Genomic DNA, 13096 nt, shown 5'->3' on the forward strand with positions numbered 1-13096 from the left:
CCTACTTGCCGGTCTCCTTGGTGACCAGCGTGATGGCCTCCTCCACGTCGTCCGTGACGTGGAAGAGCAGCAGGTCGGCCTCGCTCGCCTTGCCCTGGGCGATGACCGTGTTCTTGAGCCAGTCGACGAGGCCGCTCCAGTACTGCGTACCGAAGAGCACGATCGGGAAGCGGGTCACCTTCGTGGTCTGCACGAGGGTGAGCGCTTCGAAGAGCTCGTCCAGGGTGCCGAGGCCGCCCGGCAGGACGACGAAGCCCTGCGCGTACTTCACGAACATCGTCTTCCGCACGAAGAAGTAGCGGAAGTTCAGACCCAGGTCGACGTACTGGTTGAGGCCCTGCTCGAAGGGCAGCTCGATGCCGAGACCGACCGAGATGCCCTTCGCCTCGACGGCGCCCTGGTTCGCGGCCTGCATGGCGCCCGGGCCGCCGCCGGTGATGACCGCGAAACCGGCCTCCACCAGTGCCTTGCCGATCTCGACGCCCGCCGCGTACTCGGGCGAGTCCTCCGGGGTGCGGGCCGAGCCGAACACGCTGATCGCGGGCGGCAGCTCGGCCAGGGTGCCGAAGCCCTCGATGAACTCGGACTGGATGCGCAGGACCCGCCAGGGGTCGGTGTGCACCCACCCCGAGGGTCCTTCTGTGTCGAGCAGACGCTGGTCGCTCGTCCCGGGCTGCACCTGGTCGCGGCGGCGGATCACCGGCCCCGTCCGCTGCTCCTTGGGATGCCGCTTGCCCTCCGGGTTGCTCATGGTCCGCTCCCTCCATGCGCAGGTATCGCGCGCTTACGTAGAGCAAGGGTAGGTCTACGCGGGTTACATCCGAGGGACCTCGGAGTGTCAGCTGGTGAGCCAGGCCGCCAGGCGCTTCTCCGCCTCCAGGATCAGCGCCGTGTCGACGCGCTCGTCGATCTTGTGGGCGAAGATCGGGTTGCCGGGCCCGTAGTTCACCGCGGGGACGCCGAGCGCGCTGAAGCGGGAGACGTCCGTCCAGCCGAACTTGGGGCGCGGCTCGCCGCCCACGGCGGCCAGGAAGGCGGCCGCGGCGGGGTGCGTGAGGCCGGGCCGGGCGCCGCCCGTGTGGTCGTCCACGACGAACTCGTCGACCGGGCAGTCGGCGAAGAAGTCGCGGACGAACTGCTCGGCCTCCTCCATCGACCGGTCCGGCGCGTAACGGAAGTTGACCGTGACGGCACAGGCGTCGGGGATGACGTTCGTGGCGACGAAGCCCTCGACACGTACGGCGTTGAGGCCCTCGTGGAACTCCAGGCCGTCGACGACCGGCTTGCGCGGCTCGTAGGCGGCCAGCTTCTCCAGAATGGGGGACGCGGCATGAATGGCGTTCTTCCCCATCCACGCGCGCGCGGAATGGGCCCGCTCGCCCTTCACCTTCAGGATGACGCGCAGCGTGCCCTGGCAGCCGCCCTCGACGAGCCCCTCGGTCCCTTCCAGGAGGATCGCGAAGTCGCCCGCCAGCCAGTCGGGGTGGGCGTCGGCCACGTGACCGAGGCCGTTGAGGTGCGCGGCGACCTCTTCGTTGTCGTAGAAGACGAACGTGAGGTCGCGGTTGGGCTCCGTGACCGCCTGCGCGATACGGAGCTGGACGGCGACGCCCGACTTCATGTCGCTGGTCCCGCAGCCCCACAGGGTGCCGTCCGCGTCGAGGCGCGAGGGCACGTTGTCGGCGATGGGGACCGTGTCGATGTGGCCCGCGAGGATGATCCGCTCCGAGCGGCCCAGGTTCGTGCGCGCCACCACGTTGTTGCCGTGGCGGTCGACCGTGAGGTGCGGCAGGGCGCGCAGGGCCGCCTCGACGGCGTCGGCGAGCTCTTTCTCGCTGCCGCTGGGCGAGGGGAAGTCGACCAGCTGAGCGGTGAGGAGAGCGGCGTCCTGGGTCAGGTCGAGTGAGGTGCGGTCCATGCCGTCGACCCTATCCCCCGTGGCCGGCGGGCCGGTCGCCCCTGGATGACGGGCTTGATCGTCCGTGGGTGACGGGCCTGTCACCCCTCGTCGCGGCCTCCAGTACCTTGGACGCGTGTCTGAGCCCCCCTCCTCCGTTCGGCGCGGCCGACTCCTGCGCATCGGCGCGGCGGTCATCGTGCTGCTCGCCGTGGCCACCTATGTGGCCGTGCAGTACGCCACCGGGGGCCGGGGCACCCCGAAATGCGTGGTCGTCTCGGCGACCTCCGAGCAGGGCGCCGGGGCGCGTTACGAGTTCACGGCCGAGCAGGCGGCGAACGCGGCGACGATCTCCGCCGTCGGCACCTCCCGCGGCATGCCCGAGCGGGCCGTCACCATCGCGCTGGCGACCGCGCTGCAGGAGTCGGGCCTGCGCAACATCCGCCATGGCGACCGGGATTCGCTCGGCCTGTTCCAGCAGCGCCCCTCGGAGGGCTGGGGCAGCGCGAAGCAGATCATGGACCCGGTGTACGCGGCGGACCGGTTCTACGCGCACCTGGACAAGATCCCCGGCTACTCGCGGCTGCCGCTGACCGTGGCCGCGCAGCGGGTGCAGCGCAGCGGCTATCCGCAGGCGTACGCGAAGCACGAGCCGGACGCCACGCTGCTGTCCGCCTCGCTGACCGGCCGGGCCGCGGCGTCGCTGACCTGCGAGGGCCGGCCGACGGGCGCCGACGGTGCGCGGGCCGGCGATCCGGCGCGCGTGAAGGCCGCGCTCGTCCGGGACTTCGGGGCGGACGTGGCGCCCATGGCGGGCCGCGACCGGCGCTCGGTGCGGGTGCCGGTGCCCGCGACCGTCGAGTCGGCGCAGGGCGGGGAGCGCCAGCGCGGCTGGGAGCTGGCGCAGTGGGCCGTGGCCAACTCGTCCGTGTTGCGCATCGAACGGGTCTCCTACGCGGGCCGCGAGTGGACCGCGGGAGATGCGGGGAATGAGTGGCGCAGGGCGTCGGCCGAGGGAGGCGCGGGAGCCGCCGCGGCGACGTCCCCCTCCGTCGATGAGGTCCGAATCGTCACCGGGCAGTAGTGCGGCCGATCACCCGATCGGGGCACGCCGATCATGCGCGACGGACGTCGGGCGGAGCTCTTCGGGCGGAGTGCGGGGCCTCTCTCGATTCCCCTGTCAGCAAAGGGGCGTAAGGGTTTTTCAGCTCTCCGGGGGCAATGTCGTTTGCCCGTTTTTATCCGGAAGTGATTATGCGACGCATTACCAACCCTTTACGTTGCCGACCCGCAACCTTCCTGGGCCTTGGGGCTGTTGTCACGGCGTCCGATCGCCGAACGGCAGCCGGACGACAAACGTTCTCTCCCGTCTAAGGAGCATCATGTCCCTCCCCCTGACCCGCCGGATCGCCCGCGTCGCGCTGCTCGTTGCGGCGGGAGCGGCGCCCGTGGTCGGTGCGGCCGGCTCCGCGAGCGCTGCCGAGCTCCCGGCCACGCCCGACCTCGGCGGTGTGACCGCGCTGGACGGCGCGAACCTGGGCAACACCGTCGACGGAGCGACCCAGAACGCCACCGGCCTCGCCGGGGACACCGGAAGCAAGGCCGTGAAGAAGGCCGTTCCGGCCGCGGGCAAGACGGTCGGCAAGGGCGCCAAGACCGCCACCCCGGCGGCACAGAAGGCCGCGGGCGACCTGGCCGGCAGCGCCGGTGACGTGGTCGGCGACACCGCCGGGACGGCGACCAAGGGCGGTCTGCCCACCGACTCCCTGACCCAGGGCGGCCTGCCGACCGACTCCCTCCCGGTCAAGGGCCTGCCGCTCGGCTGAGTCCCGCGCACCTGACGAAGGGGCGCCCCGGACGCTGTGACGGCGTCCGGGGCGCCCCTTCGCGGTGTCGGTCAGGCCAGCCGGTCGACGGCCGCCCGGACGCGCTCGTCCGATGCCGTCAGGGCGACCCGGACGAACGAGGCCCCGGCCTCGCCGTAGAAGTCGCCCGGCGCGACCAGGATGCCGAGCTCCGCGAGGTGCGCGACGGTGTCCCAGCAGGACTCGCCGCGGGTCGCCCACAGGTACAGGCTCGCCTCGCTGTGCTCGATGCGGAAGCCGTGCTGCAGGAGCGCCTCGCGCAGCAGCTCGCGGCGGGCCGCGTAGCGGGCGCGCTGGTCGCGCACGTGCTGCTCGTCGCCGAGCGCCGCGACGACGGCCGCCTGCGTCGGGGCCGAGGTCATCATGCCGCCGTGCTTGCGGATCTGGAGCAGGTCGCCGAGGACCTTCGCGTCACCGGCGAGGAACGCGGCCCGGTAGCCCGCCAGGTTCGAGCGCTTGGACAGCGAGTGGACGGTGACCAGGCCCTCGTACGAGCCGCCGTTCACGTCCGGGTGCAGGACCGAGACGGGGTCGGCCTCCCAGCCCAGTTCGATGTAGCACTCGTCCGAGAAGATCAGGATGCCGTGCTCGCGGGCCCAGGCCACGATCCGGGTCAGCTCGTCCTTGGAGAGCACCCGGCCCGTCGGGTTCGACGGGGAGTTGAGCCACAGGAGCTTGACGCCCTCGGGGTCCAGGTCCGTCGGGTCGTCGTACGCCACGTGCTCGGCGCGGGCCAGGCGGGCGCCCACCTCGTACGTCGGGTACGCGAGGCGCGGGTAGGCCACCTTGTCGCCGGGGCCGAGGCCCAGCTGGGTCGGGAGCCAGGCCACGAGCTCCTTGGAGCCGACCACCGGCAGCACGTTCGTGTGGCCGAAGCCGCGGGCGCCGAGGCGGCGTTCGCACCAGCCGACGAGCGCGTCGCGCAGTTCGGGGGTGCCCCACACCGTCGGGTAGCCCGGCGAGTCGGCGGCGTCGATCAGCGCCTTCTGGATCAGCTCGGGCACCGGGTCGACGGGCGTGCCGACGGACAGGTCGACGATGCCGCCCGGATGCGCAGCGGCCGTCTTCTTGTACGGCTCCAGCTTGTCCCAGGGGAAGGTGGGGAGGCGGTCGACAGGAGCGGGGACTGCGGACACCGGGTCAGCTCACTTCTCTTGCGTAGGGCCCTCGGGAGGGTGGACAAACGCCTCGGTCCCGTACGGCAGTCGAAGCCGTACGGGACCGGGGCAGCGCCTGTGCGTACCGCTGTGCGCAGTTACTGGTTCTGCGGCGGCAGCGCGGCGATGAACGGGTGGTCCTTCTCGATCAGACCCATCTTCGAGGCACCACCGGGCGAACCGAGCTCGTCGAAGAACTCGACGTTCGCCTTGTAGTAGTCCTTCCACTCCTCCGGAGTGTCGTCCTCGTAGAAGATCGCCTCGACCGGGCAGACCGGCTCACAGGCACCACAGTCGACGCATTCGTCCGGGTGGATGTACAAGGACCGGGAGCCCTCGTAGATGCAGTCGACCGGGCACTCCTCGATGCACGCCTTGTCCTTGACGTCGACACAAGGCTGCGCGATGACGTAGGTCACGCTGTCGTTCCTCCTCGATAGGGCGCTGGCGGGCCTCCGCAGGCTCCGCCGCCTGGCGCGCGGGAGCGCGGCGTCGTCGATGCCCGCCCCTAGTATCTCCGTTCCTGGGCATGATCCGAACAGGAGGGGTGGACCGAGCTGTGGAATTCACTGCGGGCGGACGGCTCGAGCTTCGCGTTACCCGTGCTGACGTGGGAAAACGCGTGTCAGTGCGACGGGTGAGTGAGGAGAGGTCCGCGGGTCGGAAGTTCACCGACACGGTCGGGGTTCTCACATCGTGGGACAACGGTGTGCTGCTCATCACACGAAGAACCGGCGAGCAGGTGTCCGTCGACGAGTCCACGCTGGTCGCGGGGAAGGTCGTGCCGGCCGAACCGGCGCGCCGCCGTGGCCCCTCCGCCACGTACGCGGAGCTGGCCCACATCTCGTCCCGCGCCTGGCAGCCGCTGGAGAGCGAGCGGCTCGGTGACTGGGAGCTGCGGGCCGCCGTCGAACAGGTGCCGCGCGCAGCGCGTCCTGGTGGGGCGGCGGTCGGGCGACGGGAGGGCTTCACCCGGCGGGCCAACTCGGTGCTGCCCGTGGGCGACCCGGGTGTTCCGCTGGACGACGCGCTCCTGCGCGTGCGGGACTGGTACGACGCCCGGGGGCTGCCCGCGTACGCGCAGACCGCGACCGGCGCCGAGGGCACGCAGGAGCTGCTGTGCGCCGAGTTGGAGGCGCGCGGGTGGGTGCGGGAGGTGAGTGCCGAGCTGCGGATCGCGGCGCTCGCGCCCATCGGGGACGCGCCGGACGACCCGCGGGTGGTGCTCGGCCGTGAGCCGGGGGAGGCGTGGCTCGCGCGCTACCAGCGCAAGGGGGCGAGCGAGGTCGCGCTGAAGGTGCTGTGCGCCGGGCCCTCGGTGTGGTTCGCGTCGGTGCCCGGCGAGGGGGACACGCCCGCGGCGATCGGCCGGTGCGTGGTCGACGGACGGTGGGCCGGGTTCGCCGCCGTCGAGGTCGATCCCGCGTACCGGCGGCGCGGGCTCGCCACGGTCGTGATGACGGCGCTCGCGCGACAGGCGCTCGACGAGGGCGCGTCGGCGGCCTGGCTCCAGGTCGAGGCCGACAACGACGGGGCGCGTGCGCTGTACGACCGGATGGGTTTCGCCACACATCACGCGTATCACCACTACCGTGCTCCGGAGCGGGGCACCCGGTGACCCGCTGTCGATCGCGCTATCGATCGGTCTGAGAGGGCACGAGGCTCGTATGTCCCCCCACCTGTCCCCCCGTTCCACGGAACTGCGACGCCGGTTCGCCGAGGAGGCGCGGTCCGAGCGGCCGGACCTCGCGCGGCTGTGCCTGCTGCTCGCCGCGCATGCCGACGGCTCGCTGGACGAGGCCGGTATGGACGCCGTGCAGATCGAACTGGACGAGCTGGCCGGGCAGTTGCCGTTCCGTCCGGGCGGGCCGCGGTCCTGGGCCACCGCGCTGGCCGAACTGCTCGGCGCGCGGCGCGGGTTCCACGGGTCGTCGGCCGACTACCAGCGCCTGGAGTCGTCGCTGCTGCACGAGGTGGTCCGGCGCCGGCGCGGGCTGCCGATCCTGCTGTCGGTGGTCTGGATGGAGGTGGCCCGGCGGGCCGGGGCCCCGGTGTACGGGGTGGCGCTGCCGGGGCACTTCGTGGTCGGGTTCGGCACGCCTCCCGGTCACCCGGACACCGCCCCTGAAGGAGCTTCGTACGGCGATCCCTTCCAGGAGCAGGTGCTGGCCGATCCGTTCGGTGCCGGGCGGGTGCTGACCGGCCCGGACGCGGAGCTGCTGGTCGCGGGGGCGACGGGGGCGCCGCTGGACCCGTCGATGCTGCGGCCCGCCGGTCCGCTGGAGATCGTGCTGCGGATCCTCAACAACATCCGGGCCTGGGCGGCGACGCGGCCCGAGCGCTCGGACGTGTCGCTGTGGGCCGTCGAACTGTCGCTGCTGCTGCCGTCGCATCCGGCGCGGTTGCGCTACGAACGGGCCCAGCTGTTGGTGCAGCGGGCCGATTTCCTCACCGGCGCCGCCGAGCTGGAGGCGTACGCGCAGGTCGTCGAGGCGGTGGACGCCGCCGCCGCGGAAGAGGTGCTGAGCCAGGCCAGGGCGGCTCGGGCCATGCTGAACTGAGCCACCCCCGGGCGGCTCCCTCTCACAGCCAGCCCTTCTCCCGGGCGGCCCGCACCGCCTCCGCGCGGTTGCGTACCGCCAGCTTCTGGATCGCCAGCGAGAGGTAGTTGCGGACCGTGCCGTGGGAGAGGTTGAGGGCGGCGGCCAGTTCCGCGTTGGTGCGCCCGTCCGCCGCCGCGCGGAGCACCTCGCGCTCGCGGTCCGTGAGCGGGTTGGCGCCCTCCGCCAGGGCCGCCGCGGCGAGCGTGGGGTCGATGACGCGCTCGCCCGCGAGGACCGTGCGGACGGCCCGGGCGAGCTGGGCGGCGGGGGCGTCCTTCACCAGGAACGCGTGGGCGCCCGCCTCCATGGCGCTGCGCAGATAGCCGGGGCGGCCGAAGGTGGTGAGCACCACCACCTTCAACTCCGGCAGCTCCGCGTGCAGTTGGGCCGCCGCTTCGATGCCCGTACAGCCCGGCATCTCGATGTCGAGCAGCGCCACGTCCACCGCGTGCGCGCGGGCCGCCGCCAGCACCTCGTCGCCGCGCGCCACCTGGGCGACGACCTCGATGTCCGGCTCCAGGCCGAGCAGGGCGGCGAGGGCCTCGCGCACCATCGACTGGTCCTCGGCGAGCAGGACCCTGATCCCGGCGCCCTCGTCGTTCTCCGTGCTCATGCGGCGGATCCTACGGAGGCGGCGGGGACCCGGGCCACCAGGCGGAAGCCGCGCCCGTGCGCCGCGCCCGACTCCAGCGTGCCGCCGACCGCGGCGAGGCGTTCGGCGAGTCCGGCCAGGCCGTTGCCGGGCGGCGTCCCGGACGGGCCCGTGCCGTCGTCCTCGACGCTCAGCTCGACGACCGGGCCGTCCAGGGTCTCGCGGCGGACGACGGTGACCGTGCAGCGGCGTGCCCCGCTGTGCCGTACGACGTTGGTGACGGCCTCGCGCAGCGTCCAGGCGAGCGTCGCCTCCTGGGTCCCGGGCAGGTCCGGGAGGTCGGCGGGCACGTCCGCCGTGATGCCGGCCGCCGTCAGCACGGCTTGTGCTCCGGCGAGTTCGGCCGACAGGCGGGGGCGGCGGTAGCCGGTGACGGCCTCGCGCACGTCGACCAGGGCCTGGCGGCTGACCTTCTCGATGTCGGCGACCTGGTCGGCCGCCTTGCCGGGGTGGTCCGGCAGCATCCGGCCCGCCAGTTCGCTCTTGAGCGTGATGAGCGAGAGGGAGTGGCCGAGCAGGTCGTGCAGATCGCGGGCGAGCCGCAGCCGTTCCTCGTTCGCGGCGAGCTGGGCGACCTGGGCCCTGGCCTCCCGCAACTCCTTCGTCGTACGCACCAGTTCGCGCACGCCGATCATGGAGAAGCCGCCGAGCAGGGTGGGGATGATCAGCCAGTACTCCGGGCTGGTGCCGATGAGCAGCCCGACGGCGAGCAGGGCGGCCGTCGTGGCGAGGATCGCCGGGCGGGCCCGCCGCAGTGGCAGGACGGCGCCGCAGGCCACGGCGACGTACACGAACAGGACGAGCCAGTCGGACCCGAGGGTGAGGGGCAGGACGACGGCGAACACCGGCAGCGCGGCCAGACAGCCGTGGGCCGCGCGCCGGCGCATCGGGCGGCCGGTCTGCCGCAGGACGAGGCCCACGTAGCAGCCCGCGAACACGGCCAGGCCCAGCCAGCCGAGCACCGTGCCGAGCGGGCTGTGGCCGCCCTGTACGAGATCGGCCACCGGGCTGCCGAGGAAGGCCAGCCACATGGCGATCCACAGCAGCTTCACGTAGAACTCGCGCCGGTTCTCCGGCGGCTGCCCGACCTTCGGGCCCCGGTCCGGCCCGGACGTCTGCGTGCTCACGCCTTCAACGTGTCCTTCCGGTACAGCCAGGCCGCGCCGCCCGCGAAGAGCAGGAAGTACGCGACGATCAGCGTGACGTCCTTGGCGTGCGGGGCGTTGCCGAGCTCGATGGCCTGGCCGAGGGCGGCGTAGGCGTGCGTGGGCAGCCACGTGGCGATGTCCTGCAGCCACTGCGGGAACGTGGTGGTCGGCATCCACAGGCCGCCCAGGATGGACAGGCCGAAGTAGACGATCATCGTGATCGGGCGGACGGCGTCACCGGACGCGAGGTAGCCGAGGGCGACGCCGAGGGCGGCGAAGCAGAGGCTGCCCGCCCAGATCGCGCCGGTGAGCGCGAGCCACTGCCAGGCGTCGAACCGTACGTCCTTGAAGACGGCGGCCACGACGAAGACGACCACGATGGACGGCAGGGAGACGACGGCGGCGCTCGCGGTCTTCGCGAGGACGTAGCCGCGGCCGGGCAGCGTCGTCAGCCGCAACTGCCGTACCCAGCCGCTCTCCCGCTCCTTGGCGATGCGCTCGCTGTTGCCCATGAGGACGGCGGTGAGGGCGCCGAAGGAGGCCATGGAGACCATCATGAGCGAGGGCAGGTCCAGGCCCGTGCCGTCGACGATGTCCGTGCTGTCGGCCGAGCCGGCGATCAGCAGGAAGAGGATCGAGGGGTAGACCACGGAGAAGAACAGGAACTTCCTGTTGCGCAGGGCGCGGGTGATCTCCAGCTTGATCAGGCTGTTCATGACGCCTTCGCCTCCTGAGCGGCCTCTTCTGCGTTCGTGATGGCGACGAAGGCCTGCTCCAGGCCGAGTCCGGCGACTTCGAGGTTGCGGGGGTAGACGCCGAGCCCGTACAGCGCGTGGACGGTCGCGTCGGCGTCGGTGGACTGCATGCGGACGGTCTGGCCGGAGACGTCCACGCGCGTGAGGAACGGCAGCGCCTCGATGGCGGCGGTGTCGATCTCGCCCTCCAGGTCGAAGGAGACCTTGCGGGCGCCCGCCTTCGCCTTGATCTCGGCGGCGGTGCCGTCGGCCAGGAGCCGGCCGCGGTGCAGGACGAGGACGCGGTCGGCGATCGCGTCCGCCTCCTCCAGGTAGTGCGTGGCGAACAGCACGGTGCGGCCCTGGTCGGCCTGCTCGCGCATGGTCGCCCAGAACGCCTGGCGGGCCGAGACGTCCATGCCGGTCGTCGGCTCGTCGAGGACGATGAGGTCGCTGTCGCCCGCGGTGGCGAGGGCGAAGCGGACGCGCTGCTCCTGGCCGCCGGAGAGCTTGTTGACCTTGCGGTCGGCGATCTGGGTGACGCCGGCGCGGGAGAGCACGTTGCCGACCGGGTACGGCTTGGGGTGCAGGGCCACGGCGAGCTGGACGAGCTCGCGCACCGTCACCTCGTCCATCAGCCCGCCGCTCTGCAGCATGGCGCCGACGCGGCCCTGGACGATCGCGTCGCGCGGCGCCTGCCCGAAGACCCGGACGTCGCCGGTGTCCGCGGGGCGCAGGCCGAGCAGCAGGTCGAGGGTGGTGGACTTGCCGGCCCCGTTCGGGCCGAGCAGGGCGACGGTCTCCCCCGGGTGCAGGGCGAGACTGAGGCCGTCGACGGCCTTGACGGCGCCGTAGGACTTCGTCACCCCGGTGAAGGTGACCGCTGCGTCTGTGTTCATGCGGCCCATCGTCGCCGGTCGGCGACGGCGCGGGGCAGTGTCGGGCGTCGCGAGTCCCGCATGACAGTTGTCATGCGGGACTCGCGGCGCGCGCGGATCAGCTCGGGTTCGTGGGGATGTCCACGGTGCGCTCGGCCTTGGTCTTGCCCAGCAGGGCCTTGCTCATCGCCGAGGCGACGTCCGTCGGCTGCACCGGCGTCTTCTTGCCGGTGCCGCGGGTGATCAGGACGCCGTCGAACGTGTTGCCGTAGAGCTCCTTGAGAGCCTCCCGGTCGTACGTCTCGACGAGCTTGCCGTCGACCGCCTTCATGCCGAGCACCTTCGGCAGCGAGATGGCAGGACCGAAGTCGATCTGCTTGCCGCCCGCCGTGATCGTGACGTTGGCGGACATCGCGGGCTTCGCGAACTGCTCCATCTTCCGGTCGACCTCGGCGTCCGAGATCGTCGGCTGCCGCTCCGTCGTCGCGACCTGGACCGGTGCGGACGTGCCCGTCTCGACCTGTGCCCGGTACGCCTTCTCGACGGCCTCGGTCGACCGGTCGACGTCGATGCCCTTGCCGGCCTTGCCGTAGACGGCGACGGCCTTGCCCGGGACGAACTTGATCGTGCCGTCGCCGGAGGTGGTGGCGCCGCCCGCGGCCTGTTCGAGCGCCGCGTGCAGCTTCTCCTCGTCGACCGGCATGACCGGGTCGACGACGCGCCCATTGCCGAACAGCGAGCCGATCACGGAGACCGGGTTGTAGTCGCTGCCCGCGGCGGCGGTCACGGTGGCCGCGCTGTCCAGGGACAGGCCGGCCTGGTCCGGCTTCAGCTCGACCGTCTTGCCGTCGACCTCGAGCTTCAGCGGCTCGGTGGTGCGCTTGCCGAGGGTGTCGTCCAGCTTGGCGGCCGCCTGGTCGCGGGTACCGCCGCCGATGTCGACGCCGAGGACGGTGGTGCCCTTCGGCACGTCCGAGTGGTTCATCAACAGGCCCGCGCCGTACGCGACTCCGGCCACGCCGACGACGCCCGCGCCGAGCAGGACCAGCTTGTTGCGGCCCTTCTTCTTTTTCGCGGGGGCCGGGGCCGGCGCGCTCTGCACCGGGTCGGGCAGCTTCGGCGGGGTGTGCGGGGTCGGCGCGGGCGCCTGGGCGCCGGGCGCGAACGGGGAGCCGGGGCCGCCCTGTCCCGGCTGCGGGACGACCGGGATGCCGCTGGTGAGGGTGTCACCGGAGACATTGCCGGCCGGCGGCTCGGGCGCCGGCTTCTGCGGCGTGAGGATCGCGGTGTCGTCGCTCATCCGCGGCGGGTTCTGCGCGCCCGGCGCGGGGCGGACCGACGGATCGGGCGCGGCCGGCGTCACCATCGGGCCGTCGCCGGTGGCGGGCCCCGAAGTCGGGCCGGCGGGCCCGCGGCGGGGCGCACCGGGGTCCGGGGCGCCCGCGTTGCCGGAGAAGTAGGGCAGGTCGCCGCGGTCGGTGCCGGGGCGCGGCGCGGCGCCGCCGCCCTGGGCGCCGGTCGCGTCGAAGCCGCCGGACGTGCCGGACGGAGTGCCGCCGCCGGGGGCGCTCGGGGGACCGCCCGCGGCCGGTCCGGACGCCGCGGCGCCGGCCCCGTTCGCCGCGGCGCCGCGGCCGGCGGAGCTCTTGCGCGGCGCGAACCAGTCGCTGGTCTTCTCCTCGCGGGGCGCCTTGGCCTCGGCGGAGTCGCCGGGGCCCGCGGCGGGCGCGGCACCGGCGCCGCTGTCCGTGCTCGCGGCGGCGTACCCGGCGAGCGCGGAGGGGCGGTGCGTGTCGGGGCCGGGCTCGGGGGCCCGGTCCTGGGCGTCGGCGCCGACGGCCGCGTCCTGGGGCGCACCGTCGACGTCGCTCATCGGCGTCCGCATCACGACCGGCGGGATCGGACGCGAGCCGGGGATGTTGATCCGGATCCGCGTCGTCAGCGTGGTCTCGGTCCTGGGTGCGTCCGGGGTGCCCTGGTCGCCCGAGGGCACCTGGCCCAGCGGGTCGGCGTCGCCGGAGGCCGCGCCCTGCGCGGACGTTCCGTACGGAGGCGTCCCCGACGGGTAGGCGGCAGCGCCGCGCCCCTGGGGCCCGGAGGACGAACTGTCAGTTTCACGACTCAAAGCAGGTTCTCCCGGTTGGCTCCGCCGCCCGTCTCGA

Annotated in this window: 13 protein-coding genes; 4 read left to right on the forward strand and 9 right to left on the reverse strand. The window is 72.8% G+C overall.

What is annotated here, in order from left to right; translation table 11 throughout:
* Position 1 precedes the first annotated feature (1 nt).
* Positions 2-751: a TIGR00730 family Rossman fold protein gene (locus ACQUQD_RS14580; RefSeq protein ID WP_428952488.1), complete on the reverse strand. Its 750-nt coding sequence runs from the start codon at positions 749-751 to the stop codon at positions 2-4.
* A gap of 87 nt (positions 752-838) precedes the next feature.
* Positions 839-1918, reverse strand: coding sequence for a succinyl-diaminopimelate desuccinylase (gene dapE / locus ACQUQD_RS14585; protein ID WP_428952489.1), 1080 nt, complete (start codon positions 1916-1918; stop codon positions 839-841).
* 115 nt (positions 1919-2033) lie between these two features.
* On the opposite strand from dapE, the gene ACQUQD_RS14590 reads away from it, so the two are divergent.
* Both ACQUQD_RS14590 and ACQUQD_RS14595 read left to right on the forward strand, forming a co-directional pair.
* On the forward strand, positions 2034-2981 hold the full coding sequence (locus ACQUQD_RS14590; RefSeq protein ID WP_428952490.1) for a heavy metal transporter: 948 nt from the start codon (positions 2034-2036) through the stop codon (positions 2979-2981).
* A 298-nt stretch (positions 2982-3279) separates the two neighbouring features.
* Positions 3280-3723, forward strand: a complete 444-nt coding sequence (locus tag ACQUQD_RS14595; protein WP_428952491.1) for an ATP-binding protein — start codon at positions 3280-3282, stop codon at positions 3721-3723.
* 71 nt (positions 3724-3794) lie between these two features.
* Here the strand turns inward: ACQUQD_RS14595 and ACQUQD_RS14600 are convergent, their stop codons facing one another.
* The gene (locus tag ACQUQD_RS14600) at positions 3795-4898 is read right to left on the reverse strand and encodes a bifunctional succinyldiaminopimelate transaminase/glutamate-prephenate aminotransferase (RefSeq protein WP_428952492.1); all 1104 of its coding nucleotides are present in this window, start codon (positions 4896-4898) and stop codon (positions 3795-3797) included.
* Positions 4899-5017: 119 nt separating this feature from the next.
* On the reverse strand, positions 5018-5338 hold the full coding sequence (fdxA, locus tag ACQUQD_RS14605) for a ferredoxin (protein ID WP_111666449.1): 321 nt from the start codon (positions 5336-5338) through the stop codon (positions 5018-5020).
* 140 nt (positions 5339-5478) lie between these two features.
* On the opposite strand from fdxA, the gene ACQUQD_RS14610 reads away from it, so the two are divergent.
* Together ACQUQD_RS14610 and ACQUQD_RS14615 are read left to right on the forward strand one after the other, a co-directional pair.
* Positions 5479-6537 carry a GNAT family N-acetyltransferase gene (locus ACQUQD_RS14610; protein ID WP_428952493.1) on the forward strand — a complete coding sequence of 353 codons (1059 nt, stop codon included), beginning with the start codon at positions 5479-5481 and terminating at the stop codon, positions 6535-6537.
* 49 nt (positions 6538-6586) lie between these two features.
* The gene (locus ACQUQD_RS14615; RefSeq protein WP_428952494.1) at positions 6587-7480 is read left to right on the forward strand and encodes a transglutaminase-like domain-containing protein; all 894 of its coding nucleotides are present in this window, start codon (positions 6587-6589) and stop codon (positions 7478-7480) included.
* A 22-nt stretch (positions 7481-7502) separates the two neighbouring features.
* On the opposite strand, the gene ACQUQD_RS14620 is transcribed toward ACQUQD_RS14615, so the two are convergent.
* The 5 genes from ACQUQD_RS14620 to ACQUQD_RS14640 all read right to left on the reverse strand — a co-directional run bounded on the left by ACQUQD_RS14620 (position 7503) and on the right by ACQUQD_RS14640 (position 13059).
* Complete coding sequence (locus tag ACQUQD_RS14620) at positions 7503-8135, reverse strand: response regulator (RefSeq protein WP_428952495.1); 633 nt, start codon at positions 8133-8135, stop codon at positions 7503-7505.
* Positions 8132-9301 (reverse strand): sensor histidine kinase, encoded by a 1170-nt coding sequence (locus ACQUQD_RS14625; RefSeq protein ID WP_428952496.1) that lies wholly within the window; start codon positions 9299-9301, stop codon positions 8132-8134. The genes ACQUQD_RS14620 and ACQUQD_RS14625 overlap by 4 nt, the downstream gene beginning before the upstream one ends.
* Positions 9298-10038 (reverse strand): ABC transporter permease, encoded by a 741-nt coding sequence (locus tag ACQUQD_RS14630; RefSeq protein WP_428952497.1) that lies wholly within the window; start codon positions 10036-10038, stop codon positions 9298-9300. Before ACQUQD_RS14630 ends, ACQUQD_RS14625 begins: the two co-directional genes overlap by 4 nt.
* Positions 10035-10955, reverse strand: a complete 921-nt coding sequence (locus tag ACQUQD_RS14635) for an ABC transporter ATP-binding protein (protein ID WP_428952498.1) — start codon at positions 10953-10955, stop codon at positions 10035-10037. The genes ACQUQD_RS14630 and ACQUQD_RS14635 overlap by 4 nt, the downstream gene beginning before the upstream one ends.
* 97 nt (positions 10956-11052) lie before the next feature.
* Entirely contained in the window at positions 11053-13059 is a 2007-nt protein-coding gene (locus tag ACQUQD_RS14640) for a hypothetical protein (protein WP_428952499.1), read from the reverse strand.
* Positions 13060-13096: the final 37 nt, after the last annotated feature.

Origin of the sequence: Streptomyces sp. cg35, from assembly GCF_050410835.1 — a bacterium.
GTDB lineage: Bacteria > Actinomycetota > Actinomycetes > Streptomycetales > Streptomycetaceae > Streptomyces.